General features: G+C 65.3%; 19 protein-coding genes and 1 pseudogene. 13 read left to right on the top strand and 7 right to left on the bottom strand.

The annotated features are described in order from the left end of the window. Positions 1–48: 48 nt before the first annotated feature. From NDN01_RS13400 to NDN01_RS13385, 4 genes are all read left to right on the top strand, one after another. Positions 49–810 (top strand): phytanoyl-CoA dioxygenase family protein, encoded by a 762-nt coding sequence (locus NDN01_RS13400; RefSeq protein WP_272621955.1) that lies wholly within the window; start codon positions 49–51, stop codon positions 808–810. A 2-nt stretch (positions 811–812) separates the two neighbouring features. After that, complete coding sequence (locus NDN01_RS13395) at positions 813–2,051, top strand: MFS transporter (RefSeq protein ID WP_272628200.1); 1,239 nt, start codon at positions 813–815, stop codon at positions 2,049–2,051. 106 nt (positions 2,052–2,157) lie between these two features. Next, complete coding sequence (locus NDN01_RS13390) at positions 2,158–4,476, top strand: TonB-dependent receptor (RefSeq protein WP_272621953.1); 2,319 nt, start codon at positions 2,158–2,160, stop codon at positions 4,474–4,476. Positions 4,477–4,733: 257 nt separating this feature from the next. Next, entirely contained in the window at positions 4,734–7,091 is a 2,358-nt protein-coding gene (locus NDN01_RS13385; protein WP_272621951.1) for an arylsulfatase, read from the top strand. Positions 7,092–7,121: 30 nt separating this feature from the next. Here NDN01_RS13385 and NDN01_RS13380 read toward each other — a convergent pair whose 3' ends face one another. After that, positions 7,122–8,045 carry a formylglycine-generating enzyme family protein gene (locus NDN01_RS13380; protein ID WP_272628199.1) on the bottom strand — a complete coding sequence of 308 codons (924 nt, stop codon included), beginning with the start codon at positions 8,043–8,045 and terminating at the stop codon, positions 7,122–7,124. Between the two features lie 71 nt (positions 8,046–8,116). Continuing rightward, the gene (locus NDN01_RS13375) at positions 8,117–8,902 is read right to left on the bottom strand and encodes a sulfite exporter TauE/SafE family protein (protein ID WP_272621949.1); all 786 of its coding nucleotides are present in this window, start codon (positions 8,900–8,902) and stop codon (positions 8,117–8,119) included. A 265-nt stretch (positions 8,903–9,167) separates the two neighbouring features. On the opposite strand from NDN01_RS13375, the gene epsC reads away from it, so the two are divergent. The 4 genes from epsC to ssuD all read left to right on the top strand — a co-directional run bounded on the left by epsC (position 9,168) and on the right by ssuD (position 12,667). Continuing rightward, positions 9,168–10,133 carry a serine O-acetyltransferase EpsC gene (epsC, locus tag NDN01_RS13370; protein ID WP_272621947.1) on the top strand — a complete coding sequence of 322 codons (966 nt, stop codon included), beginning with the start codon at positions 9,168–9,170 and terminating at the stop codon, positions 10,131–10,133. Positions 10,134–10,146: 13 nt separating this feature from the next. Continuing rightward, entirely contained in the window at positions 10,147–10,827 is a 681-nt protein-coding gene (locus NDN01_RS13365; RefSeq protein ID WP_272621945.1) for a DOPA 4,5-dioxygenase family protein, read from the top strand. A gap of 120 nt (positions 10,828–10,947) precedes the next feature. Next, positions 10,948–11,376: an RrF2 family transcriptional regulator gene (locus NDN01_RS13360; RefSeq protein ID WP_272621943.1), complete on the top strand. Its 429-nt coding sequence runs from the start codon at positions 10,948–10,950 to the stop codon at positions 11,374–11,376. 85 nt (positions 11,377–11,461) lie between these two features. Beyond that, on the top strand, positions 11,462–12,667 hold the full coding sequence (gene ssuD, locus NDN01_RS13355) for an FMNH2-dependent alkanesulfonate monooxygenase (RefSeq protein ID WP_272621941.1): 1,206 nt from the start codon (positions 11,462–11,464) through the stop codon (positions 12,665–12,667). Between the two features lie 6 nt (positions 12,668–12,673). Here ssuD and NDN01_RS13350 read toward each other — a convergent pair whose 3' ends face one another. The 5 genes from NDN01_RS13350 to NDN01_RS13330 form a co-directional block, all read right to left on the bottom strand. Further along, complete coding sequence (locus tag NDN01_RS13350; protein WP_272621939.1) at positions 12,674–13,429, bottom strand: ABC transporter ATP-binding protein; 756 nt, start codon at positions 13,427–13,429, stop codon at positions 12,674–12,676. 3 nt (positions 13,430–13,432) lie between these two features. Next, the gene (locus NDN01_RS13345) at positions 13,433–14,212 is read right to left on the bottom strand and encodes an ABC transporter permease subunit (protein WP_272621938.1); all 780 of its coding nucleotides are present in this window, start codon (positions 14,210–14,212) and stop codon (positions 13,433–13,435) included. Further along, a complete protein-coding gene (locus NDN01_RS13340) occupies positions 14,209–15,183 on the bottom strand; it encodes an aliphatic sulfonate ABC transporter substrate-binding protein (protein ID WP_272621937.1) in 975 nt (324 codons plus the stop codon). The genes NDN01_RS13345 and NDN01_RS13340 overlap by 4 nt, the downstream gene beginning before the upstream one ends. A 93-nt stretch (positions 15,184–15,276) precedes the next feature. Next, positions 15,277–16,617, bottom strand: coding sequence for an LLM class flavin-dependent oxidoreductase (locus tag NDN01_RS13335; protein WP_272621935.1), 1,341 nt, complete (start codon positions 16,615–16,617; stop codon positions 15,277–15,279). Between the two features lie 2 nt (positions 16,618–16,619). Next, positions 16,620–19,022, bottom strand: a complete 2,403-nt coding sequence (locus tag NDN01_RS13330; RefSeq protein ID WP_272621933.1) for a TonB-dependent receptor — start codon at positions 19,020–19,022, stop codon at positions 16,620–16,622. Between the two features lie 190 nt (positions 19,023–19,212). Here NDN01_RS13330 and cysK point away from each other — a divergent pair. The 5 genes and pseudogenes from cysK to bla all read left to right on the top strand — a co-directional run. Continuing rightward, positions 19,213–20,121 (top strand): annotated as a pseudogene (gene cysK, locus NDN01_RS13325) (cysteine synthase A); the annotation flags it as partial. 291 nt (positions 20,122–20,412) lie between these two features. Continuing rightward, on the top strand, positions 20,413–21,672 hold the full coding sequence (locus NDN01_RS13320; RefSeq protein WP_443025248.1) for a dicarboxylate/amino acid:cation symporter: 1,260 nt from the start codon (positions 20,413–20,415) through the stop codon (positions 21,670–21,672). Between the two features lie 24 nt (positions 21,673–21,696). After that, a complete protein-coding gene (locus NDN01_RS13315; protein WP_272621931.1) occupies positions 21,697–22,338 on the top strand; it encodes a peroxiredoxin in 642 nt (213 codons plus the stop codon). A gap of 127 nt (positions 22,339–22,465) precedes the next feature. Beyond that, positions 22,466–23,176 (top strand): gamma-glutamyl-gamma-aminobutyrate hydrolase family protein, encoded by a 711-nt coding sequence (locus NDN01_RS13310; protein ID WP_272621929.1) that lies wholly within the window; start codon positions 22,466–22,468, stop codon positions 23,174–23,176. Between the two features lie 154 nt (positions 23,177–23,330). Beyond that, on the top strand, positions 23,331–24,218 hold the full coding sequence (gene bla, locus NDN01_RS13305; RefSeq protein WP_272621928.1) for a subclass B3 metallo-beta-lactamase: 888 nt from the start codon (positions 23,331–23,333) through the stop codon (positions 24,216–24,218). The last annotated feature ends 92 nt before the right edge of the window (positions 24,219–24,310 follow it).

Below are 24,310 nucleotides of genomic sequence, written 5' to 3'. Positions count from 1 at the left end.
AGAAAAACTGGGCTGGCCAACACCCGGCCCCCGGCATAGCCTCGCCCCATGGAGACAGATCAGGCGATAGCGGCACAGGCCGGTGGTTTTGCGCGTGAGGGCTATGCGGTGTTTCCCGGCATCCTCGCGGGCGATCTGCTGGATCTGCTGCGCGAGGAATGCGACCATTTCGTCGCGCGCGAGAATGCCCGGATGGATGCGGCGGGGGTCGATGCGCTCGGGCTGAGCCACCGCGGGACCCGCTATTTCGCGAATGAATGCCAGCGCGAGCAGCCGTCGCTCCGCCGGATGCTGTTCAGCCGGACGATGGCGCAGATATGCCGGGCAACGCTTGGACCCGACGCCTATTTCTTCTTCGACCAATATGTCGTGAAGGGGCCGGATCGGGGTCTCGCCTTCAGCTGGCACCAGGATTCCGGCTATGTCGTTGGCAATGGCGGGCCGGCGGATCATCTGCCCTATCTCACCTGCTGGTGCCCGCTCGACGACACGACGATCGAGAACGGCACGGTACGCGTCATCCCGGGGAGCCATCTGGATGGCATCCGCACTCATGACCGGCAGGCCGCGACCAATGATCTCGCGGTCGCGACCGGCGAGGAAGGCCTTGCGATCGAAGTGCCTGCCGGCAGCGTGGTGGCCTTCTCCAGCCTCCTGCTCCACGCCACCGGCGCGAATCTCAGCACGGCGCCGAGGCGGGTCTATCTCGCGCAATATACCGCGGAGGCGATGCTCAACCCTGGCACGCGCCAGCTTCGGCGCAATGCGATCCGGATCCTCCAGAATGGCGAGCAGGTCACCGTCGCGTGACGATGTCGCCGCGCCGCCGCTGGCTGCTGTTCGCGCTGATCCTCACGGCGGGTATCCTCAACCTGGTCGACCGGCAGATCATCTCGATCCTCAAGCCGGTCATCAGCGCTGATCTTCATTGGTCGGACAACGACTATGGCACGCTGGCTGCCTGGTTTCAGGGCGCGGCCGCCATTGCCTTCCTGTTCACCGGTGCGATCGTCGACCGGCTCGGCGTGAAATGGGCGAACCCGGTCGGGGTCGCGGCCTGGAGCGTGTCGGCGATGCTGCACGGCTGGGCCAGCGGATTCACCCAGTTCATCCTGTGCCGGGTGGCGCTCGGCGCGACCGAGGCAATGGGCACCCCGAGCGGGATCAAGACGATCGCGACGATCTTCCCGCCACGGCTTCGCTCGCTCGGCTTCGGCTTGACGAATGGAATCAACAGCATCGGGGCCATCATCACGCCCCTGTTCATCCCGGCCGTCGCCGTCACATGGGGCTGGCGCGCCGCGTTCGTCGCCGCGGGCGTGGCGGGATTGCTGTGGGCGGGCGTCTGGCTGCTGGCGACCCGCGGCGTGAGGTTCGGCGCCGAGCCGGAGGTCGCGCCCGGAGGCGACACGCCGGTCGAGACCTATGGGCCGATCCTCACCGAGCGGCGCACCTGGGCGATCGCGGTGGGCAAGATCCTGTCGGATTCGACCTGGTGGCTCATGCTCTTCTGGATGCCGGACTTCTTCAATCGCCAGTTCGGCCTGAGCGGCACCGCGCTTGGGCCGCCGCTCGCGATTGCCTATACCGGCGCCGCGCTCGGTTCGCTCGTGGCCGGAGCTGCCTCCAGCGCGCTGCTCGGGCGTGGCTGGACCGAGAACCGGGTGCGCAAGAGCGTGATGTTCGCCTCCGCGCTGTGCGTGGCGCCGATCCCGCTCGCGCTGCACGTCGACGCCTATGGGCCGGCGGTCGCGCTGCTCGCCCTGGCGCTGGCCGGGCATCAGGGTTTCTCGACCAGCGTGTTCGCCCTGATTGCCGATGTGACGCCGCACGCGAAAGTTGGCAGGGTCACCAGCTTCGGGGCTTTTTGCGGCAATCTCGGTGGCATGGCGATCGCGAAGATCGCCGGCCTCGTCCTTGCGGCCGGGCTTGGCTACGGGCCGCTCTTCGCCTTCGCCAGCGTCGCCTATCTCCTGGCGCTTGGCTGGATTCATTTGCTGCTGCCGCGCATTCGGCGGGTCGGCCCGTCGGTGATGCAGCCCGGCGTCTGACCGGGCGCACCCGAGACTACAGGGTGGGGAAGGAAAACTTTCTTTTCCCACCAAATCGGTGGATTATACGCCACCCCACAGGGACTGACATAAAGAGGGTAGATCGATGACCAGCAGGCGCTCGAAATTTATCGCATTCATGCTGCTCGCGACGAGCAGCGCGCTGGCGCCGAACATGGCCTGGGCGCAATCAGCGCCGGAACCGGCCGCCCCCGATGAAAGCAAGGACGACGAGATCGTCGTGACGGCGCGCTATCGTTCCGAAGCGGTCAGGGACGTTCCCATCGCCATCACGGCGATCAGCGGTGAATCGCTCGCCAGCCGCCAGTTGAACAATCTCCAGTCGATCGCGACCTCGGTGCCATCGGTCGAGTTCCGTACGGGTGCGTCGAACAAGGATCGCACCATCTTCATCCGCGGCGTCGGCACCATCACGACCTCGCCCGGCGTCGAGCCGTCGGTCTCCACCGTGCTCGACGGGGTCGTGCTGACTCGCCCGGGTCAGTCGACGCTCGATCTGGGTGAGGTCGAGCGGGTCGAGGTGCTGCGCGGGCCGCAGGGTACCTTGTTCGGCAAGAACGCGTCGGCCGGCGTCGTCAACATCGTGACGCGGAATCCGACCGACCAGTTCAGCGCGTTCGGCGAGGCCGGCATCACGACCGATGAGGAATATCGCGTGAAGGCCGGTGTTTCCGGCGCGCTCATCCCCGGCAAGCTCCAGGCCCTGATCGGCGGCCTCTACACCAAATGGGACGGAAACGTCCGCAACCTCACCAACGGTCATGAGGTGAACGGGTTCGAACGCTATGGCGGCCGCGGCAAGCTGATCTTCACGCCGAACGACGACCTGAAGTTCACGGTCATCGGCGACTATCTCCAATCGCGCGATACCGTGCCGACCGCGATCTACGCGTCCACATCGCAGACGGCGTATCCGACCAATGTCGTCACCAACTCGGCAGCGCTCGCCGGGCTGCTCGCCGGGGCCGGTGTGGTGCCCTCACGGGACAATCGCACCATCGCGTCGAACTTCGATTCGGATGTTCGCGACAAGAATTTCGGCGTGTCGCTGACCGGGGAACTTGCGCTTGGCGATTATCATGTCACCTCGATCACGGCCTATCGCAAATGGCTGAACCATCAGCATCAGGATTTCGACGGCATCTCGACGCTGGCGGTCGGCTTCCCGCAGGGCGAGGATTTCGGCGACGTGAACTCGCGCCAGTTCTCGCAGGAACTGCGGCTGACCTCGCCGAAGCGAGGCTTCATCGACTATGTTCTCGGTGCCTATTACCTCCATGCCGATACCGATGAGCGCTACCAGCGTACGATCACGACATTGCCGGGACCGCTGACCACGGTGGGCGTGGCCAACTACGGTGTCACCAACAACAATTACGCGCTGTTCGGCGAGGCCAATCTGAACTTCACCAGCTTCTTCCGGGGCATCGCCGGTTACCGCTCGACCTGGGACGATGTCGATTTCTATCATGTCCGGACCTCGACCAACGACCCGAACAATCTCGGGGCCGCGGCGCCGTCGGTCGATCGACCGGGCATTCGCGGCTACCACAATGCGACCGGCTCAACGAGCAGGCGCGGCGACAGCTACCGGCTCGGCCTCCAGCTCGACCTAGGCAAGAACGCGCAGACCTATTTCACCTATTCGCGCGGCTACAAGGGGCCGGGCTACAACGTCTATTTCAACATGCGCTCGCAGCTCGTCGGCACCACGGTCCTGCCGCTCGACGAGGTGCCGCTCCAGCCCGAGACCTCGAATTCCTATGAAGCCGGGATCAAGGGCAATACGTCGGACCGGAGCTTCAGCTACGCGCTGGCGGTCTATTCGACGAGCTTCGAAGGCTATCAGGCGAACTTCGCCGATACGGTCGGCGGGTTGCAGGTGACGCGCCTGATCAACGCAGGCTCGGTCAGGTCGCGCGGCGCGGAGGCCGATGTGACGCTTCGCCCGATCCGCGGTTTCACGGTCGACCTGTCAGCTGCCTACACTGACGCCAAGGTGGTGAATTTCAATTGCCCGGTCGGCGCCGCGGTGAGCTGCAACATCAACGGGAAGCCCCTGCCGTTCGCGCCCAAGGTCAAGCTCTACGGCAATGCGGCCTATCGCTTCCCGGTGACCGATGCGCTTAACCTGGAACTCCAGAGCGATCTTTCGTTCCGCAGCAAGACCCAATATTCGCTGTCTGAAACGGCCAACACGATCGAGCCTGCCTATGCGATCTGGAACGCCAGCGTGGCGGTGCTGTCCGGCAAGTCGGGCTGGCAGGTGCGCGCTTATGTGAAGAACATCACGAACACGCATTATTCCAGCTTCCTGGGCAATGGCAGCGCCGCCGGTACGGTGCGCTTCGTCCCGCGTGACGACCAGCGCTATGCGGGTCTGTTGCTGCGGAAGGACTTCTGATCCGGGCGGGGGACCGGCGCTGACCAGCGGCCGGTTCCCCTCTCTGCCAACGACCGATGACGGCATCGGTCGGCGATGAGACTGATAGCAGCGCCGCTTCCTTTTCGACCGACATCAAACTGACGCGCGCGTTCTGCCTGCGGGGTGTGTCGCAGGGGGAAGGGGCCGGAAAGCTGAAATTGAGTCGCCCAAGGGAATGCTACGTTTATTCTCTACTAATATGATAGAGTATGGCGGCTTCCGACTGGAGGGGCCCCATGACCATATTGCGTCGCACATTGTTATTGCTGTCCGTATCGACTCTTTCGCTCTCGGTGCCCCTTGCGGCGCAAGCACAATCGGCGCCCGGCGGATCGGAGGGGTTCAGCGGCAAGATCGGCCTTACCCGTGCCCGATCGGTCGCCGCATTCCCCAAACAGGCCGAGGCGCCGAAGTCCGCCCCGAACGTCGTCGTCATCCTTCTCGACGATGTCGGTTTCGCGGCCACCTCGACCTTTGGCGGCTTGGCCCGCACGCCCAATCTCGACGCCCTCGCGGCCGACGGCGTGCGCTACAACCGCTTCAACACCACCGCGATCTGTTCGCCGACACGCGCCGCGCTGCTGACGGGGCGCAATCAGCATCAGGTGGGCTTCGGCAATCTGCAGGACATCGCAGCAGGCTTCCCGGCGTACAACACGATCTGGAAGAAGGAGACAGCGTCGGTCGCCCGCATCCTGCATGACAATGGCTATAGCACCGCAGCCTTCGGCAAATGGCACAACACCCCGCAATGGGAGATTTCCTCGGCCGGACCGTTCACGCACTGGCCGACCGGTCTTGGTTTCGACCATTTCTACGGCTTCCTCAACGGCGAGGACAATCAGTGGGAGCCGCACCTGTACGACAACACCACGCCGGTGGAGTCACCCAACAAGGCCTCGCCCGGCTATCACCTGACGGTCGATCTCGTCGACCATGCGGTCCGCTGGGTCGACGAGCATGACGCCCTCGCCGGGGCCAAGCCCTATTTCCTCTATTTCGCGACGGGCGCGGTGCATCAGCCGCATCATGTTCCCGCGGAATGGATCGCCCGGAACAAGGGCCGGTTCGACGGCGGGTGGGACAGATATCGCGAAGAGGCCTTTGTCCGGCAAAAGCGCCTCGGCGTGATCCCGGCCAACACCCAACTGACGCCACGTCCCGACGGGCTGCCGGCCTGGGACAGTCTCACACCCGACCAGAAGAAGCTCTATGCGCGGCAGATGGAGGTCTATTCGGCCTTTCTCGAACATACCGACCATGAGGTCGGCCGCCTGATCCACGAGATCCGCAGCCGGCCGGGCGGCGAGAACACGCTGATCTTCTACATCGTCGGCGACAATGGCGGCAGTGCCGAAGGCGGACTCGACGGATCGCTCGCCAACGAGGCAGCTTCCGGCACCGGCGGGCAGGTGGGGGCGGCTTCGCAGCTTGCCCAGCTCGACAAGTTCGGCGGGCCGGAGGTCGCCAATCACTATGCGGCAGGCTGGGGCTGGGCGACCACCGCGCCCTTCCAGTGGATGAAGCAGGTCGCCTCGCATTTCGGCGGGACGCGCAACCCGCTGATCGTGTCCTGGCCCGGGCACACCAATGCCGATGGTGCGGTGCGTGGTCAGTTCGGCCATGTCAACGACATCGCTCCAACGATTCTCGATGCGGCCGGCATCGCTTTCCCCGACACGATCGATGGCGTGAAGCAGATCCCGTTCGAGGGGCGCAGCCTGGTGCCGACCTTTACCAACCCGGCCGCGCCCGAAGCGCATCGCGAGCAATATTTCGAGATCTTCGGCAACCGTGCGATCTATCGCGACGGCTGGGTGGCGGCGGCACGCCGGCCGTATCTGCCGTGGAAACTGATCGAATCGGGGCTCAGCGTCTACACGAGCGATCCGGAGACTGATCGTTGGGAACTCTATCACGTCGATCAGGACTTCAGCGAAGCGAACGATCTCGCGGCAAAGGAACCGGCCAGGCTCGCCGAGCTCAAGGCGGAATTCGAGAAGGAGGGCGTGCGCAACGGCGTCTTTCCGCTGCTGCCCGCCCCGATCGGCGCGCCGACGATCTTCGATCCCGCCGCGAAGCGCTTTGTCTTCAAGTCGGATATCGGCCAGCTGCCGCGCAATGCGCTGCCCGATCTTTCCGGGCGGGCGCATCGCTTCGAAGTCGACATCAGGGGTGACGCCGCGACGGGCAGCGGCGTCCTGCTTGCGGAGGGCGGCCAGCTTGGCGGGTTCGCGCTGTATGTGAGGCAGGGGCGGCTGGTGTTCGAGAACAATGCCTATGGGCAGGATCGCCAGACTGTCGTCTCGAGCGACGCGTTGCCCAGCGGGGCGACAACGGTCGCCTATGAATATGTGCCCGATCATCCGGCCAAGGGGGCGCTGCTCAACCCGACGGTGCCGGGAACGGTGACGCTCTTCGTGAATGGAAGACAGGTCGCCTCCGGTCCGATCGGCAAATTCTCGAGCGCGGCCGGAGCCTATTCCGAAGGCTTCGACATCGGCCTGGATCGCGGATCGCAGGCGAGCGCCGATGCCGCCGGCCGGGCACGCTATTCCCAGCCGCTGGGCGAGGTTCGCCTGCTTCTGAAGTAGAAGGGGGGAGGGCCGGTCGTTGCCGGCCCTTCACGCCGGAAGGCTGTGGCCGCGAATTACGCAGCGGAAGCCGACATGGCTGGTCGAGGTATCGATCGGCTGCGGATGGCGCGCCGCCGGTCGATAGCGTTGGCAATAGCTTTCAGCGCAGAGGTGCGAGCCGCCCTTCAGCACCTTGCGGCCGGTGCTGAAGTCGGGCGCGGCCGGATCGCGGCTGCCGGCCTCGCCGCCGCCGCGCGGGTTGGCGGGGATGCAGCAGCCCTGCCTGGGGGCTTCGCCATGTAGCATCCACCAGTCGCGCGTCCATTCCCAGACATTGCCGATCATGTCGTGGAGACCATATCCGTTCGCGGGATAGTGTCGGACCGGCGATGTCCGCTCCCATCCGTCGAGCAGGCTGTTTGCGTGAGGGAAGTCGCCCTGCCAGTAGTTGGCGAGCACCGCGCGGCCCGGCGCAAGCTCGTTGCCCCAGGCATAATCGGCATTCTCCAGCCCGCCGCGCGCGGCGAATTCCCATTCCGCCTCGGTCGGGAGGTCCTTGCCGGCCCATATGGCGTAGGCGAGTGCGTCAGCATAGGCGATATGAACGACGGGATGGTCACCGATACCCTCGATGGCGCTTTCCGGGCCGGTGGGGTGGCGCCAGTCGGCGCCGAACAGGAACAGCCACCATTGGGTGACGTCGGTCAGCGACACTGGCCCCTCCGTCTTCTCGAACACCAGCGATCCGGCCTGGGCAAGCTCGGGCAGCAGCCCGGGATAATCGGCTGGATCGGGTGCGATTTCCGCAAGCGTGACATGGCCCGTCTCAGCGACGAAGCGACCGAACTGGTCGTTGGTGACTGGCGTCTCATCGATCCAGAAGGTCTCCACCCGGACCTGGCGCACGGGCGCCTCTTCCGGATAGAAGCGCTCCGAACCCATCGAGAAGACACCGCCCGGCACGCAGCGCATGCCTGCGGTAGCGATGGAAGACAGGCTGCCCGGGTTGTCGATCACCGCTGGATCGCTCTTCGGATGGAGGCTCAAAAGAAGAGCTTGCCGCCGACGACGGCGAGCGTGCCGGCGAGGACGGGCCGCAGCACGCGATCGGGCACACGGGTGGCGACGAGGCTGCCGACGATGATTCCCGGCACCGAGCCGATCAGCAGGGATCCCAGCAGCCCGAAATCGACCGATCCCATCATCCAATGGCCCGTGCCCGCGATCAGGGTGAGCGGGACGGCATGAGCGATATCCGACCCGACGAGCCGATTGGTCGGCAGGGTCGGATAGAGGATGAGAAGCACGGTCATGCCGAGCGCACCGGCCCCCACCGAGGAGAGCGAGACAAGAACGCCCAGGACCGCACCCAGCATGACGGTCAGCGACAGCACCTGACGCTCTGGCCTGGGCGGAAATGTCCGCGCGAAATAGGCGACGATGGGGCCGCGGAAGAGGATTGCGATCGCGGTCGCGAGCAGGGCGATACCGAGCGTGACGGTAATGACCCTGTTGGTTCCGTCGAAATGGGTGCCGATCCTGGACAGGACCAGCAGGGTTATCACCGTCGCCGGCACGCTTCCCAGGGCCAGGCGGCGAACGACCTTCCAGTCGACCGTGCCGCCGGCACCGTGGACGAGCGTGCCCACCGATTTGGTCGCCGACGCGTAGAGCAGATCAGTGCCGACCGCCGTCGCCGGGTGGAAGCCGAAGGCGAGCACGAGCAGCGGCGTCATCAGCGATCCGCCGCCAACGCCGGTCATGCCGACAAGCAGGCCGACGAACACGCCGGCAAGCGAATAGAGCGGGTGGATGTCAGCCAGGGTCATTAGCGGCCTCGCGATCGGGATGCCGAACGCGGACGCCGCGTCGGCGGGCGAATACAGATCGGCAGATCACGCGCCGGGCCCGCGAAACTGATAGTCCGGCGTGCGCTGGCCGGTAAGCAAGTTCCCCTTTCATCCGGCGTAGCTGTTATCTCTATCGAATGAGTAGAGTTTTGATATCTTCGAGGGCCGGGGGCTTCCCTCGACCACAGGAAGCCGGGCTTGGCCATCGACCGGCCCGGCCGGAGCAAGGGGCTGTATCGGGCCGATGACTGGCGACTGGAACCTGGCTGAGATAGCGGGCGATCTGTTTCGGGCGAGGGAGGATTGGCGCGCCGAGTATCGCCGGCACGCCGAGCATGGCCAGGCAGGCTTTCCGTCCCGGCGAAAGCTAGAGGCGATTTTGGCCGACCTGTCCGGCGCGCTCTTTCCCCTGCGGCTTGGCCCCAGCTCGGTGCAGGCTGACAATGAAGCCGACTATGTTCTCGAGACGCTGGACCGGGCGCTGGTGGCCTTGCGAGATCAGGTGCGGCTGGAGCTTGGCTATCATCAGGTGGAGCAGGGCCTTGAAACGGATCATGGCGCCGGGCGGATCGTCGGCGCGTTCGCCCACGAGCTGCCGGGCATCCGTCGTCTGCTCGATACCGATGTCGAGGCTGCTTATGCCGGCGATCCGGCTGCGCGCAGCGTTGACGAGGTGCTCATCTGCTATCCCTGCATCCAGGCAGTCATCCATTATCGTCTTGCGCACAGCCTGTACTCGCTGGGCGCGCCGCTGGTCGCCCGAATCATCGCCGAGATCGCCCATTCGCTGACCGGCATCGACATCCATCCCGGTGCCAGCATCGGCCACAGCTTCTTCATCGACCATGGCAGCGGCGTCGTGATCGGCGAGACGGCGATCGTGGGGAATCGAGTCCGGATTTATCAGGCGGTGACGCTGGGCGCGCGCAGCTTTCCGTCGGAGAAGGACGGGTCGCTGATCAAGGGCATGCCGCGGCACCCGATCGTCGAGGATGACGTGGTGATCTATGCGGGCGCGACGATCCTGGGTCGCGTCACGGTGGGCGCTGGCGCGGTGATCGGCGGCAATGTCTGGCTGACCGAATATGTCCCTCCAGGCAGCGTCATCCACCAGGCCTTTGCCGAGCGTGAGCGAACGAACGCCTCGGCGGTGCCGACCGGCCATGTGGTCGAGGAGGCGGACCCGGATGCGCCGCGCGGGTTGATCTAGCGAAAGGGAACAGGTGACCGAACCCAATTTCTTCAATGAGCGGGACGACCAGATGTGGGCCGACTTGGTCTCGCCGGATCGCCGGGCGCTGCTCGCGGGCGGCGCCGCGGCGCTGGGCGCGCTCGGTCTTCCGGCTACCGTACTGGCCCAGACCGCTCCTGCGCCTGCCGCCTCGCCACTTTCGGCCAGGCCGGGCATCAGCCCGTGGGGATATGAAACCTATAAGGAGCCGACACCGCGACCGGTCTCGGTGCGTCCGGGCGAGCAGGTGCTGCCCGTCAAGCCGCGCCGTCATACCGAGATCGAGAGCTATCACGCCCATATCTATTTCGACGAGGACACGCACGAGAAGGCGGCGCTGATCCGGAAATGGGTCGCGGACCGGTTCTCCGTCGAGCTGGGCAACTGGAACCTGGCCCCGCGCGGCCCCCATGTGACCCCGTCCTTCTATTTCGGCTTTACCAATGATCTGCTGCCGGTGATCGTCCCCTGGCTCCAGCTCAACAGCCTGGGTCTGACGATCCTGCTTCATCCGAACACTGAAGATCCTCGCGCGGACCATCTCTATTACGCGCTCTGGGTGAACCGGTCCCAGCCGGTCAACGCCTATGACATGCATCGACCCGGTGCCGGCGAGCCGCGGGTCGAGCAAATCTATCCCAACACGCGGCCGACGATCCTCCCGGAGGCCTGAGGATCGTCGCCGACAGGGCTATGGCAGCCGGGAGGGGATGTAGCTCGTTTCACCCGGCATTCCTTGTCGCGAACTCGGGTCGATTGAAAGAACCGGGCCAGTCGCGCATAGAGCGCGCCCATGCTTTCGCAGAAGACCCGCTATACCATCCGTGCGCTCCAGCATCTCGCCGACCGGCATGGACAGGGTCCGGTGCCGCTGGCCGAGATCGTGGCGAAGCAGAATATCCCGGCGAAGTTCCTGACCGTCATCCTTTCGGAGATGAACCGCGAAGGCCTGGTCGCTTCGCAGCGTGGCCGCGACGGTGGGTATATGCTCGCGGTCGATCCGGCGCAGGTCCGCATCGGCGATCTGGTGCGGATGACGCATGGCTCGCTCGCGCTTGTGCCATGTGCGAGCCGCTTCCGTTACGAACGGTGCGACAATTGCGTCACCGAGGCGGAATGTCGCCTGCACCATCTGATGCTCCATCTGCGCGACGAAACGGCACGAATCCTGGACGCCGTCACGCTGGCCCAGCCTTTGCCCGAGGGACTTAACTCTACTTAATCGATAGACAATTAATCCTGCTTTGCCGGCACGGCGCGGAAGCGCTTGCCTGTGCTCCACGGAAACGAGCGCGGGAGTTTTGGAAATGTCGGGTTTCATCGGGTCGGGGGCGGCGGATCGCAGCCCGCTGGATTTCCTGTGGTTCATACCGTCGGGCGGCGACAATCGCCGGCTCGCCTGGCCCGAGGGCGAACGGACGCCCGATCCGGACTATCTGCGCCAGGTGGCGGTGGCGGCCGACCGGCTCGGCTATTATGGTGTGCTGATGCCGACCGGTGCGATGTGCGCCGATGCATGGATCAGCGCCGCTTCCATCGCGCCCTTCACCGAGAATCTCAGGCTGCTGGTTGCGCTTCGTCCCGGGCTTACCGCACCCGCCGAGGCGGTGCGCCAGGCGGCGGCGCTCGACCGGCTGTCGAACGGGCGTGCGTTGCTGAACGTCGTGACGGGCGGCAGTCCGCAAGCGCTCGCGCAGGATGGCATCTTCCTTGATCATACCCAGCGCTACGAACAGACCGCCGAGTTTCTCGACATCTGGCGCAAGCTCGCGCGCGGCGAGACCGTGAGCCAGAAGGGGGAGTATCTCTCCATCGAGAATGGCCGGCTGATCTTTCCTTTCGTGCAGGAGCCGCACGCGCCGATCTGGTTCGGCGGCTCTTCGGAGATCGCGCGCGAGATCGCTGCCGAGCATGTCGACGTCTATCTGGCCTGGGGTGAGCCGCCTTCGCAACTCAAGGAGATCATCGACGACGTCCGCGAGCGGGCGGCGCGACGGGGGCGCACGATCCGCTTCGGTCTGCGCATTCACTTCATCGTACGAGAGACCGAGGCCGAGGCCTGGGATGCCGCCAGCGATCTCATCCGCTACGTGACCGATGAGCAGATCGTCCAGTTCCAGGGCTATCTCACCAAGGGCAGCGACTCGGTCGGTCAGGCGCGCATGCAGGCACTGCACAAGGGCAGCCGCGCCAACCTCGAGATCGCGCCCAATCTCTGGGCCGGGATCGGGCTGGTACGGACCGGCGCGGGCACCGCGCTCGTCGGCGATCCCGAAACGATAGCGGAGCGGCTGCAGGAATATGCCGATATCGGCGTGGATACGATCATCGGGTCTGGCTATCCGCATCTCGAGGAAGCCTATCGGGTCGCGGAACTGCTTTTCCCGAAGCTCAACCTGCCGCATCGCCGCGGTGCGACGCTGCCGTCGCTCAGGCCCTATTTCGCGCCACCCTCGGCAGACCAGGGCATGGGCAAGGTGAGGGAGGCGATCCCCGCCGGCCGCTTCACCTGAAGCGGCTCAATGGCCGAGCAGGCGGTCGAGGATCAGTCCCTCGAGCGCCGCCAGCTCGGCATCGCCGTGGCGGCGCGGGCGGGCGAGCGAAATCGACAGGTCGAGCGCGACCCTGCCGGCCTCAAGCACGACGACCCGGTCGGCCAGCGCGACTGCTTCCGCGACGTCATGGGTGACGAGCAATGCGGAGAAGCCTTCGCTGTTCCAGACCGTTTCGACCAGCGCCTGCATCTCGATCCTGGTCAGGGCGTCGAGCGCGCCAAGCGGTTCGTCGAGCGCGAGCAGACGAGGGCGGCTGATCAAGGCGCGGGCGAGCGCGACGCGCTGGCGCTGGCCGCCGGAGAGCGTGCCGGGCCATTCCTCCGCCTTGTCGGCAAGGCCCACCTCGGCGAGCCGGGCGTCGATCAGCCGATCGCGCTCGGCACGGTCGAGCCCGGCCGGAGCGCCGACAGCGACATTGTCCCGAACCGTGGCCCAGGGCAACAGCCGTGGCTCCTGGAATACCAGGCGGGCCGCTGCACGGTCGACCTCAATGCTGCCCCCGCCGGCCGGCACCAGACCCATGATCGCCCGCAACAGGGTGCTCTTGCCGCAACCCGACCTGCCCACGATAGCGACGAACTCGCCCGGCGCGATCGACAGGCTCAGCCGGTCGAGCACCTGGTTCGCCCCGAAGGCGACCGATAGCTCGCGGACGACGACGGATGCACCGGCATCCGGGCGGTCGGCCTGCTCGACGAGGCGAAGCGCGGGAAGGTTCATGAATCAGGCCTTTGCATAAGCAGGATTCCAGCTGAGCAGCCGGTGTTCGAGCGCGCGGGTCAGGCTGTCGGCGAGCTTGCCGAGCGCGGCATAGACGAAGATCGCGAGCACGATGATGTCGGTCTGGCTGAACTCGCGCGCTTGGATCGCCAGATAGCCGATCCCCGAATTGGCGGCGATCGTCTCGGCGACGATCAGGGTCAGCCACATGATGCCGAGTCCGTACCGCAGGCCGACCAGGATCGAGGGCAGCGCGCCGGGGAAGATCACGCGGCGGAACAACGTCCAGCGGTCCATGCCGTAGATTCGGCCCATCTCGATCAGCTGCGGGTCGACCGAGACCACACCGTGATAGGTGTTGAGATAGATCGGGAAGAAGATGCCCCAGGCGACGAGCAGGATCTTGGCCTGCTCGCCGATGCCGAACCACAGGATGACCAGCGGCAGAAGCGCGAGATGGGGAATGGTGCGCACCATCTGCAAGGTGGGATCTAGCAGCCGGCGCGCGAAGGGCGAAAGGCCGCAGAGCAGGCTGAGCAGGAAGCTGATCGACCCGCCGATGGCGAGCCCGGTCAGCGCCCGCCCGGTGCTCACCGCCAGATGATGGATCAACTCTCCATCAGCGATCAGTTCCGCGCCCGCTTTCACTACCGCGGTGGGTGCCGGCAGGATCTGCGAGGGCAGCAATCCCGCGGTCGATGCGAGCTGCCAGATTGCGAGCAGCCCGACCGGCACGATCGCCGCGACGAACGGGCTGTCTTTCCAGCCGGCGGCGCGGGTCATGTCACGGGTTTCCAGTCGGTCCAGGCTGCCTTGGATGCGTCGACCTTTTTCGGGATCACGCGCGTCTCGAACAGATAGTCGGAGACCTTCTGCTGGTTGGCGATGATGGCCGGCGTGACGGGATCGACGGCGAACAGGAAATCCTTGTAGCGCGCCAGCATCCCGTCGAGCACCTGCGGCGGCAGCCGCGTCGCCTTGGCCACCTGGTCGCGATAATAGGTGCGATGGGCATTGCCCCAGGCCGCCTCGGTCCTCAGCTCGTCGAGCGTCGTTTGCAATATCTCGGCGCGCTCGCGTACGAACGCGCCCGAGGCGACATAGAAGGCGACGGTGTTGATGTCCGATATGGGCAGCGGTACCTCGCGCGCGCCGCCACGGACCTGGGCGAGGGTGAAGAAGGGATCCCAGATCGCCCACGCATCGACCGAGCCATTGGCAAGCGCGGTCTGCGCGTCGCCGGGCGCCAGATTGGCGACGATGATGTCGCCGAGGCCAAGGCCGACCTGTCTCAGCGCTGCCGCCAGTTCGAACTCCGACGAGGACCCCTTGGTATAGGCAATCCGCTTGCCCTTGAGCTGAGCGAGCGTGGTGACGTTCGACCTGGCCGGGACGAGCAAGCCGCTGCCGACCAGCCCGGGCACGCTCTGCGCGGCGACATAGAACAGGTCAGTTCCCGCGGACTGGGCGTAGACCACCGGTGTATTGCCGACGAGGCCGATATCGACCGCGCCAGCGCGGATCGCCTCGATCAGCGGCGGTCCCGACGCGAACTCGACCCATTTGACCGGGCCGATGCCGCGCTTTTCGAGACGCGCGGCGAATTCGCCGCGCGTCTGGGCAAGGAAGGGGACGCCGTTCTTCTGCGTGGCGAAGATCACGTCCTTGCGGGCAGGCTTGTTCGTGCAACCGGTAAGCGCGAGAGCGGCGGCGGTGCCACCGAGTAGCGCGAGGGATTCACGGCGGGTGATCATCGTGCGGTCTCCGGCAGGGGCTCGGGATGCGGCGTGTTCTGACAGGCGCTGGAATTTGTAGAGACGGTCATTGCGGGTCTCCTCCTCGGGACGTCATTTGGTGGCGGTGGCAAAGGCCGGGGTTCGGGGGATCGGCAGCTCGAGATGTTCGCGCAGCGTCGTGCCGGCATAGTCGGTACGGAACAGACCCCGGCGCTGCAGTTCCGGCACGACCAGTTCGGCAAAGACTTCCAGGCCCTGCGGCAGGGTGGGTCCCATGATGTTGAAACCGTCGGCGGCACCGCCGACGAACCAGTCCTCGAGCAGATCGGCCACCTCGACTGGCGTGCCGACAATCGTCTTGTGCCCGCGCGCGGTGACGACGCGGGCGACAAGCTGGCGAATGGTCAGGCCGTCCGCCCGCGCGGTATCGATGAAGAGCTTCTGGCGGCTTTGGTAGCCCTGGGTGACGGCCGGGCCGGGCAGGGGGCCGTCGAGCGGATATTGGGACAGGTCGATCCCCATCAGGCCCGATGCCAGGCCCAGACCGATCCGCGGATCGACCAGGTCCTGAAGCTCGTCGTGAAGCCGTAGTGCTTCTTCCCGCGTCCTGGCGACGAACGGCATGATGCCGGGGAGGACGAGCACATCATCGGCCTCCCGGCCATTGGCGACGGCCGCGTTGCGCAGCCGTTCACGAAAGGCGATCGCGTCGTCTCGCGCTTGTTGCGCGGTAAAGACCAGTTCGGCCGTGGCGGCGGCAAGCGCGATGCCGTCATCGGAAGAGCCGGCCTGGACGATCACCGGGTGACCCTGCGGGGTTCGATCAAGCTGCAACGGTCCCTCGACCTTGAAGAAGCGGCCGTCATGCTTGATCGGGTGGACACGGCCGGGATCGAAATAGCGTCCGTGCTCGCGATCGGCGAGCAGCGCGCCATCCTCCCAGCTGCCCCATAATGCCTTTACGACATCAAGATATTCGCCGGCGCGCTCATAGCGGTGGGCATGTTCATATTGATGATCGAGGCCGAAATTGCGCGCCTCCGCGTCTGAGGCCGAGGTCACGCAATTCCACCCCGCGCGGCCACCGCTCAGATGATCGAGCGTCGAGAATTTGCGCGCGAGATGGTAGGGCGGAAGATAGGTTGCGGACACGGTGGCGACGAGCCCGATCCGGTCGGTTTGCGGCGCCAGCGCCGCCAGCAGCGTCAACGGATCGAAATAATAGACCGGCGCACCCCGGGCGGAAAGTTCGGACGGTGGGCCGAACATCGCGACATTGTCGGCGAAGAAGATCGCGTCGAACTTCGCCTTCTCCGCCACCCGCGCGAGATGCACATAGTGGCGGAGGTCGGTGAGCGCGCGAGGGTTCGCCGACGGGTGCAGCCAGGCCGAGACATGATGCCCGACACCCATCAGAAAGGCCCCAAGCCGCATCTGCCGGTCGCGTGCCATGGTCAGAAGCGCGCCCGGGCGGTGGCGCCGAAGGTACGCGGATCGCCGAGAACCCTGACGAAGGGCGAAACCGCGGTCGCCGGGCCGATCCCCACTCCATAACGCTTGTCGAACAGGTTGCGGCCCCAGATCTGCAGCGAGTAGCGGCTGTCGCTGGTGCGGATGCCGATGCCGGCATTGGTCACCCCATAGCCCTGCTGATATCCATAGGCCGAGGCAGCGAGCAGGTTGGTTTCGCTGCGATAGGTCTGGTTGGCATAGCCGATGAGATTGTATTTTTCCGAGACCGGCGCGTCATAGTCGAGGCTGACCTGCCCGGTCCATTTGGACGAGCCGGGCACGCGCGTTCCGGAAAGATCGATCGAGGTCGGGCCACCCGGGTAGGTGAATTCGATCGGAACAGGCGCGTTCTTGTACGAACGGAAGGTCGCGTCGTTATACGAGCCATTGGCCGACAGCGAGAAGCCGCTGCCGAGCCGCGCCGAGGCTTCGAGCTCGACGCCGCGCAGGCGGACACGCGCGGCGTTGCCCAGGAAATTGCCGAGCGTCAGCTTGGTGGGATCGATCTGGGTCGCCTGGAAATCCCTGATGTCGTTCCAGTAGAAATTGAGGTTGAGCGTCGCGCGGCCGCCGGCCAACGTCGTCTTGATGCCCGCCTCATAGTCGGTCGACTTTTCGGGATCGATGATGAGCGGCTTGTCTCCCGTCGCGCCGAGATTCGCCGCGCCCGATTTCTCGCCATAGCTGACCGAGGCGTAGAGCAGCACGTTGTCGGATAGCTTGAACGACGGGTTGATGAGCCAGGACCAGCTGTCGGTGGTGCGCTTGCCGGCGACCCCGATCAGGCCGCCAAAGGCGTTGATGATCGCGGCGCGCGCCGGGGCGAGCTGCGCGGGCAGGGTGGCGCCGCCGAACACGGTCGGGGTGTTCGATGCCTTTTTGGTTTCGCGGGTGAAACGCACGCCCCCGGTCAGGGCGAGCCGGTCGGTCAGATGCCAGGTTGCCTGGCCGAACGCGGCACCGCTCGTCACCTGGAGCTTGCCGTACTGGTCATACTCGACGCCGTCGAGGATCGCGGGCGAGAGCGCCGCCGGCGGCAGCGCGCCGGTCAGGAAATATCTGGTCGAGTCCGACTGGAAGATTGAGCGGTTGTTGCTGACCAGATCCTCGCGCAGGAAATAGCCGCCGGCTTGCCAGTCAAGGGCACCGCCAGTCCGGCTCGCGAGCCTGATCTCCTGTGAATATTGGTCGACATCGACGTCGTAGCCGGCACGCAGGATCGAGAAGGGAGTTCCGTCGCTGTCGTTTTTTGGCCGGAAGCGAAGCTGGCGCCACGCGGTCACCGAGGTCAGCGTCGGCCCGCCCAGATCGATCGTCAGTTCGTTGGAGGCGCCGTTGACCTTGCTGCTGATCCGATCCTGCGTGTTGAGGTTGGCGTTCTGGCTGCCCTTGTAGCTGGGCGTATAGCCGAAGATCGACTGGAGCTTGTTCTGCCACGCACCCGTGCGGACGGTGCCGTTGGCGAAGGTCGTCGCGTCGGCGAAGGACGGGTAGTAGTTGTTGTATTCGCTGGTCTCGTAATGCTCGGCGATCAGCCGGCTGGTGACCGCGCCGCTCTGGAAAAGCAACTGGCCGCGCGCGGCCCAGCGGTTGACGTCCAGATATTTCTGCCCGTCATAGGCGTTTTTCGCCCAGCCGTCCGAGCGGTCGACATAGAAGGTCGCGCGATAGGCGAGGGTATCGCCGATCAGCGGGCCCGTGGCGTTGGCGCGTACCTGGAAGCGATTCTGGTTGCCGTATCCGGCTTCGAGATTGAGCTCTGGATCGAAGCTCGGCCGCTTGGTGGTGACGATCAGCGCGCCGATCGTCGTGTTCTTGCCGAGCAGCGTGCCCTGAGGCCCGCGCACCAGCTCGATATGGTCGAGGTCGATAAAGTCGAGCCAGCTGAATCCGACATGAGTGAAGAAGACATTGTCGACGATCAGGCCGACGCCCGATTCCGCGCCGTCATTGTTGGCGTTGCCGCCGAGCCCGCGGACATAGAGCCCCGAGACCCGGGTGTTCTGCTGGACGGCAGCGAAGTTGGGCAGCTTGGCCGCGAAATCGGCGACGCGGTAGAGATGCTGCTCGGCGAGCGCGCTCCCCGAAACCGCCGTGATTGCCACCGGCACGTCCTGCAGGCGTTCCTCGCGACGGCGTGCCGTGACCAGGATTTCTGCATTGTCGCGGCTCTGCGGCTCGGCCGCGGGATCGTCGACGGCCGCGTCGTCGGCAGCCGGATCCTTGGCCGCGTGATCTCCGGAAGCCGGATCCGGCCCTGGGTCCTCCGCCCATGCCGGAGCCGCTACGAGTGCGGTGAATGCGGTTGCCGCTAGGGCGATAAACCGGACTTTCTTGATACGCATATGTGTGTGCCTCCCTTATCTCTATCATTCTAGTAGAGATTAAAGCGGGCAACCCGAGTTCCGCTTCGGAGGGCTGAGCAAAAACTATCAGGGCGGATCGGCCCGTCCCCGGCGTCGCGATCACGACGTCATGATCTATTGTCCATCAATTCGATAGGATATAAGCTCGGCCCGATCAGTGGAGTCGCATATGAAGGCCAACAGCATCCTCGAAACCATCGGGAACACGCCGCATGTCAGGCTGCAGCGATTGTTCCCGGACGCTGAAGTGTGGATCAAGTCCGAGCGCTCGAACCCGGGGGGCTCGATGAAGGACCGCATCGCGCTGGCGATGATCGAGGCCGCCGAGCGCAAGGGGCTTCTGCGTCCGGGAGGCACGATTATCGAGCCGACCAGCGGCAATACCGGGGTCGGCCTGGCGCTGGTTGCCGCGGTCAAGGGCTATCGGCTTACCCTTGTCATGCCCGAGAGCATGTCGCTTGAACGGCGCCGGCTGATGCTGGCCTATGGCGCGACCTTCGATCTCACGCCGCGCGAAAAGGGGATGAAGGGCGCCATCGAGCGCGCGTTCGAACTGGTGCGCGAGACGCCCGGGGCCTGGATGCCCCAGCAGTTCGACAATCCCGCCAATATCGATGCGCATGTCCATACTACCGCGCAGGAGGTCTTCGCCGATTTCCGGGACGACCCGGTCGACGCGATCATCACCGGCGTCGGCACCGGTGGCCACATCACAGCGCTTGCCGAGACGCTGAAGATGGAATGGCAGGGCCTGCAGGTCTTCGCCGTCGAGCCCGAGCTCTCGCCGGTAATCTCGGGCGGACGGCCGGGCGCTCACCCCATCCAGGGCATCGGCGCGGGCTTCATTCCCACCAATCTCCATGCCGACATGCTCGACGGGGTAATCCAGGTGAGCGCCGACGAGGCGCGGATATTCGCGCGCCGGGCGGCGCGTGAGGAAGGGCTCCTCGTTGGGCTGAGCTCGGGGGCGACCCTCGCCGCCATCGCCCGCAAGCTTCCCGAACTCGCTGGCACGCGCATTCTGGGCTTCGCCTATGACACAGGCGAGCGCTATCTCTCAGTGCCCGATTTCCTGCCGACCGAGGAGGCGAGCGCGACCACGGCCGAGCCCGTGCTGGTCCTGGCCGGGCCGTGCCGCGGGCATTGAACGCACAAGGCGGGCTGGCCTCGTGCACGACGGGAGCGGTGGAACAACCTTCATCTCGCGTCGCCGAAGCATTTATTTGTTTATCTACTAATCTAGTGGGATATCGTGAGCCCGGTCCCTGTAATTGGTCGGTTGAGTATCGTGTCTGAGACGGCAAGAGGTGATAGGTCTGGCGCTGGCGGCAATGGCCGGCTGGGTTTTGGCGGGCAGGTGCTGTTGGGCATGGCAGCCGGGCTGGCACTTGGCCTGATCGTTCGTGCTGGCGTGAGTGGCGCCGCCGCCGCCGGGATCGGCGAAACGCTGCACACGCTCGGCCAGATTTTCGTCCAGCTGCTCAAGGCGCTGGTGCCGCCTCTGGTCTTCACCGCGATCGTCGCGTCGATCGCCGCGCTTCGGGATCTGGAGAATGCCGCCCGACTGGTCACGCGGACGTTAGCCTGGTTCGCGGTGACCGCGCTGATCGCGGTGCTGATCGGTATCGTGCTCGGCCTGGTGATTCAGCCTGGCCTTCATGCCGGCGTCGACGCAGCTTCAGCCAGGGCGCCATCGGGAAGCGGTTCCTGGCTCGATTTCCTCAAGGGGCTCGTGCCGGCGAATTTCCTGGGGCTGTCGGCGTCCACCAGCATCGATGCGGGGTTGGCGAAGACCGCGTTGTCGTTCAACATCCTGCAGATCATCGTTGCCGCCATCGCGATCGGCGCGGCGGCGGTTCGGGTGGGGGCGCCCGGTGAAAGCTTCCTCGCGTTCAATGCCTCCGCGCTCTCGATCTTCCGCCGCCTGCTGCGCTGGGTGATCGCGCTGACGCCGATCGGCAGCGCCGCGCTGATCGGCGACGCGGTCATCCGCTATGGCTGGGACGCGCTGTCAGCGCTCGGATCGTTCGCGGCGGCGATCTATATCGGCCTCGGCCTCGTCCTGCTGGTCGTCTATCCGCTCCTGCTGGCGGTGAATGGCCTGAACCCGCTGCGCTTCTTCGCCGGGGCATGGCCGGCGATCCAGCTGGGTTTCGTCTCGCGATCGTCGGTCGGCACGCTGCCGATGACGGAGGAAGTGACGGAACAGGCGCTGGGCGTGCCGCGTGCCTATGCGGCCTTCGCGGTGCCGCTTGGCGCCACCACCAAGATGGACGGGTGCGCGGCAATCTATCCGGCGATCTCGGCGATCTTCGTTGCGCAGTTTTACGGGGTGCCGCTGAGCCTCACCGATTATGGACTGATCGCGTTCGTTTCGGTCATCGGTTCGGCGGCCACCGCCGGACTCACCGGCGCCACGGTGATGCTGACCCTCACTCTGTCGACGCTGCATCTGCCGCTTGAAGGGGTGGGCCTGTTGCTCGCGATCGATCCTATTCTCGACATGGGCCGCACCGCGGTCAACGTCGCCGGCCAGGCGCTGGTCCCCACAATCGTGGCGAAGCGCGCCGGCATCCTCGATCTGGAACGGTTCCGCGGGGAGGCGGACACAAGTCTCGTACCGGCCTGAACCCCAAGCAACGGAGGCGTAGTCATGTCCCTCAAGCTCTTCGACACCATCCCCAATTTCACCCAGGAATCGACTGAGGGGCCACTCGACTTCTACCGCTGGGCTGGCAACGACTGGGTCGTGCTCTTCTCGCATCCCAAGGATTTCACCCCGGTCTGCACCACCGAACTGGGCGCGGTCGCCAGGCTCAAGCCAGAGTTCGACAAGCGCGGGGTCAAGGTGATCGGCCTGTCGGTCGATCCGGTCGACCGGCATATCGAGTGGGCGAAGGATATCGAACGGACTCAAGGCACGGCGCTCAACTTCCCGCTGATCGCCGATGTCGACCGTCGCATCGCCGACCTTCTCGGGCTCATCCATCCCAATGCGTCGGACACGGCCACGGTGCGCAGCGTGTTCGTGATCGATCAGGCGAAGCGGGTCCGGCTGACGCTGACCTACCCGGCCTCGACGGGGCGCAATTTCGACGAGATTCTGCGCACGATCGACAGTCTCCAGCTCACCGACCGAAGCAAGGTCGCCACGCCCGCCGACTGGAAGCAGGGCGACGACGTGATCATTCTGCCGTCGCTCGGCACCGAGGAGGCGCGCGCGCTATTCCCCGATGGCTGGACCGAGCACACGCCCTATCTGCGCACCGTGCCACAGCCCGAGCCGGCGGACTGACCGCTGTCGTGAAGGCCCAACTGCCCTCCACGCCGAATATGGTGCGATCGGGTCGGTGCGAAAGCCGGGACAGGGAGCGCGCCCTTTCGCGCTTCGCCGATCTCCCTCGATTTGGGGGGCGTGACTCATGAAGCCGCTGATCGGTGTGCTCTGCTGCAACGAGATTGCTGAACGTCCGGTGCAGGCCGTGGCGAGCCGGTTCATCCAGCCGCTCGCGCAGATCTCCGGCGCCACGGTGGTGCTGGTGCCTGCGCTGATCGACGTGCTTGACGCCCCGGCGCTGGCGCAGCGGCTTGACGGCTTGTTGCTGACCGGGTCGAGATCCAATGTCGCATCGCGGCGTTACGGCGGGCATTGGCCCGACGAAACGCCGCTTGACGAGGAACGCGACGAGGTTGCGTTCGCACTGGCCGGTCGGATGATCGAAGCGGGCAGGCCGGTCTTCGGGATCTGTCGGGGCCTGCAGGAACTGAACGTGCTGTTCGGTGGCACCCTGACCCGTGATCTCACGGGCCACCATCTGGGCGACGAGGTTCCGTTCGAAGCGCTGTTCGCCCACGACCATATGGTGACGCTCAGCCCCGACGGCATGCTCGCCGGCGCGACCGGCGTCGCGCGGCTGACGGTGAATTCGGTGCATCGCCAGGGTATCGAACGACTGGGCGGCGGTCTGGCGGTGGAAGCACGCGCTGATGAAGACGGGCTGATCGAGGCCTTTTCGGCCCGCCCCAATGGCGCGCCGGTGCTGGCAGTGCAGTGGCATCCCGAATGGGCGGGCGCACACCGTGCTGACGGGCGTGCCTTTTTTCAACTGGTCGGCCGGGCGTTGGCCGCCTAGCGGGCGTCGTTCAATGACCTGCAGATGCGGGTGGACGGCTCGAAAGCCCGCAGATCCCTAGATTTATTCATGCCCCGGCCAAATTTTGATCTTTTGTTCCACTCAGTTTTTTGGGGTCAAGTCTCCCCGAGAGCGCGCCAGGGAGGCTTGCGGAATGAAAATCGGCTACAGGTTTCGCGTGGGGCTCCAGATGCTTGCCGCGATCATGGTCTCGGTGGCTGCGTCGCCGGCCCTGGCGACTGACCCGCCGGAATGGTCTGCCCCGGTCAAACCTTTCCGTATCGCGGGCGACATCTATTATGTCGGGACGAAGGGCCTGGCGGCCTATCTCATCGTCACCACGCAGGGTGCGGTTCTGCTGGACGGGACCCTCGCCGAGAACGCTGCGCTGGTCGAACGCAATATCCAAAGCCTGGGTGTCCCGCTTCACCATGTCAGGTTGCTGATCAGCGATCACGCCCATGACGATCACGTCGGGGCGCTGGCGCAGATCAAGCGTGCTACGGGAGCGCGTTTCCTGGCCAGCGCCGGGGATCGATGGGCGCTTGAGCATGGCCTGCCCCGCGGTGACACCAATTATGGCGTCAGGCGATTTCCACCGGTGAGGGTGGATGGGATCGTTCGGGACGGACAGGTGATCCGCCTCGGTGGCACGATGCTGACGGCGCATCTCACCCCGGGGCATACGCCGGGTTGCACGAGCTGGAGTATGACGATCCGGGACGGTGGCCGGCCGCGCCGCGTCCTGTTCCTGTGCAGCATCACGGTTGCTGGCAATACCCTTGTCGGGAACCGCGCTTATCCTGGGATTGTCAGGGATTATCGTGCGACGTTCGCGAAGCTCGCGGCGATGCGGGCGGACATTCTTCTGACCAGCCATCCCGAAATGGCGGACGTGCTTGATCGGGAGGCGCGCCGCGAGGCCGGCAAGGCGGACGCTTTCATCGACCCAACCGCCCTTTCGGCGCTGGTCGCAGAATCCAGGGCGGCTTTCGAGACGGCGCTGGCCGGCCAAAATCAAGAAGGTGCCCCCGTAAGGTAGCCACGCTCCTCCACACCGGTCTGTTCGATCGGTTGCTGGATCAAGCGCGATATCCATCTGAACGGCAATGTTTGGGGATTGCTGCTCGTCAA

It is taken from the genome of Sphingomonas sp. QA11 (assembly GCF_028473665.1).
GTDB lineage: Bacteria > Pseudomonadota > Alphaproteobacteria > Sphingomonadales > Sphingomonadaceae > Sphingomonas > Sphingomonas phytovorans.
Note: the sequence above shows the minus strand (reverse complement) of the source record. Positions and strands in the feature narration are given on the sequence as shown.

Excerpts from the sequence above, each read along its gene's own strand:
- NDN01_RS13400 (WP_272621955.1), top strand. The coding sequence starts at position 49 with ATGGAGACAGATCAGGCGATAGCGGCACAGGCCGGTGGTTTTGCGCGT.
- NDN01_RS13395 (WP_272628200.1), top strand. The coding sequence starts at position 813 with ATGTCGCCGCGCCGCCGCTGGCTGCTGTTCGCGCTGATCCTCACGGCG.
- NDN01_RS13390 (WP_272621953.1), top strand. The coding sequence starts at position 2,158 with ATGACCAGCAGGCGCTCGAAATTTATCGCATTCATGCTGCTCGCGACG.
- NDN01_RS13385 (WP_272621951.1), top strand. The coding sequence starts at position 4,734 with ATGACCATATTGCGTCGCACATTGTTATTGCTGTCCGTATCGACTCTT.
- NDN01_RS13380 (WP_272628199.1), bottom strand. The coding sequence starts at position 8,045 with ATGCGCTGCGTGCCGGGCGGTGTCTTCTCGATGGGTTCGGAGCGCTTC.
- NDN01_RS13375 (WP_272621949.1), bottom strand. The coding sequence starts at position 8,902 with ATGACCCTGGCTGACATCCACCCGCTCTATTCGCTTGCCGGCGTGTTC.
- epsC (WP_272621947.1), top strand. The coding sequence starts at position 9,168 with ATGACTGGCGACTGGAACCTGGCTGAGATAGCGGGCGATCTGTTTCGG.
- NDN01_RS13360 (WP_272621943.1), top strand. The coding sequence starts at position 10,948 with ATGCTTTCGCAGAAGACCCGCTATACCATCCGTGCGCTCCAGCATCTC.
- ssuD (WP_272621941.1), top strand. The coding sequence starts at position 11,462 with ATGTCGGGTTTCATCGGGTCGGGGGCGGCGGATCGCAGCCCGCTGGAT.
- NDN01_RS13350 (WP_272621939.1), bottom strand. The coding sequence starts at position 13,429 with ATGAACCTTCCCGCGCTTCGCCTCGTCGAGCAGGCCGACCGCCCGGAT.
- NDN01_RS13345 (WP_272621938.1), bottom strand. The coding sequence starts at position 14,212 with ATGACCCGCGCCGCCGGCTGGAAAGACAGCCCGTTCGTCGCGGCGATC.
- NDN01_RS13340 (WP_272621937.1), bottom strand. The coding sequence starts at position 15,183 with ATGATCACCCGCCGTGAATCCCTCGCGCTACTCGGTGGCACCGCCGCC.
- NDN01_RS13335 (WP_272621935.1), bottom strand. The coding sequence starts at position 16,617 with ATGGCACGCGACCGGCAGATGCGGCTTGGGGCCTTTCTGATGGGTGTC.
- NDN01_RS13330 (WP_272621933.1), bottom strand. The coding sequence starts at position 19,022 with ATGCGTATCAAGAAAGTCCGGTTTATCGCCCTAGCGGCAACCGCATTC.
- NDN01_RS13320 (WP_443025248.1), top strand. The coding sequence starts at position 20,413 with ATGGCAGCCGGGCTGGCACTTGGCCTGATCGTTCGTGCTGGCGTGAGT.
- NDN01_RS13315 (WP_272621931.1), top strand. The coding sequence starts at position 21,697 with ATGTCCCTCAAGCTCTTCGACACCATCCCCAATTTCACCCAGGAATCG.
- NDN01_RS13310 (WP_272621929.1), top strand. The coding sequence starts at position 22,466 with ATGAAGCCGCTGATCGGTGTGCTCTGCTGCAACGAGATTGCTGAACGT.
- bla (WP_272621928.1), top strand. The coding sequence starts at position 23,331 with ATGAAAATCGGCTACAGGTTTCGCGTGGGGCTCCAGATGCTTGCCGCG.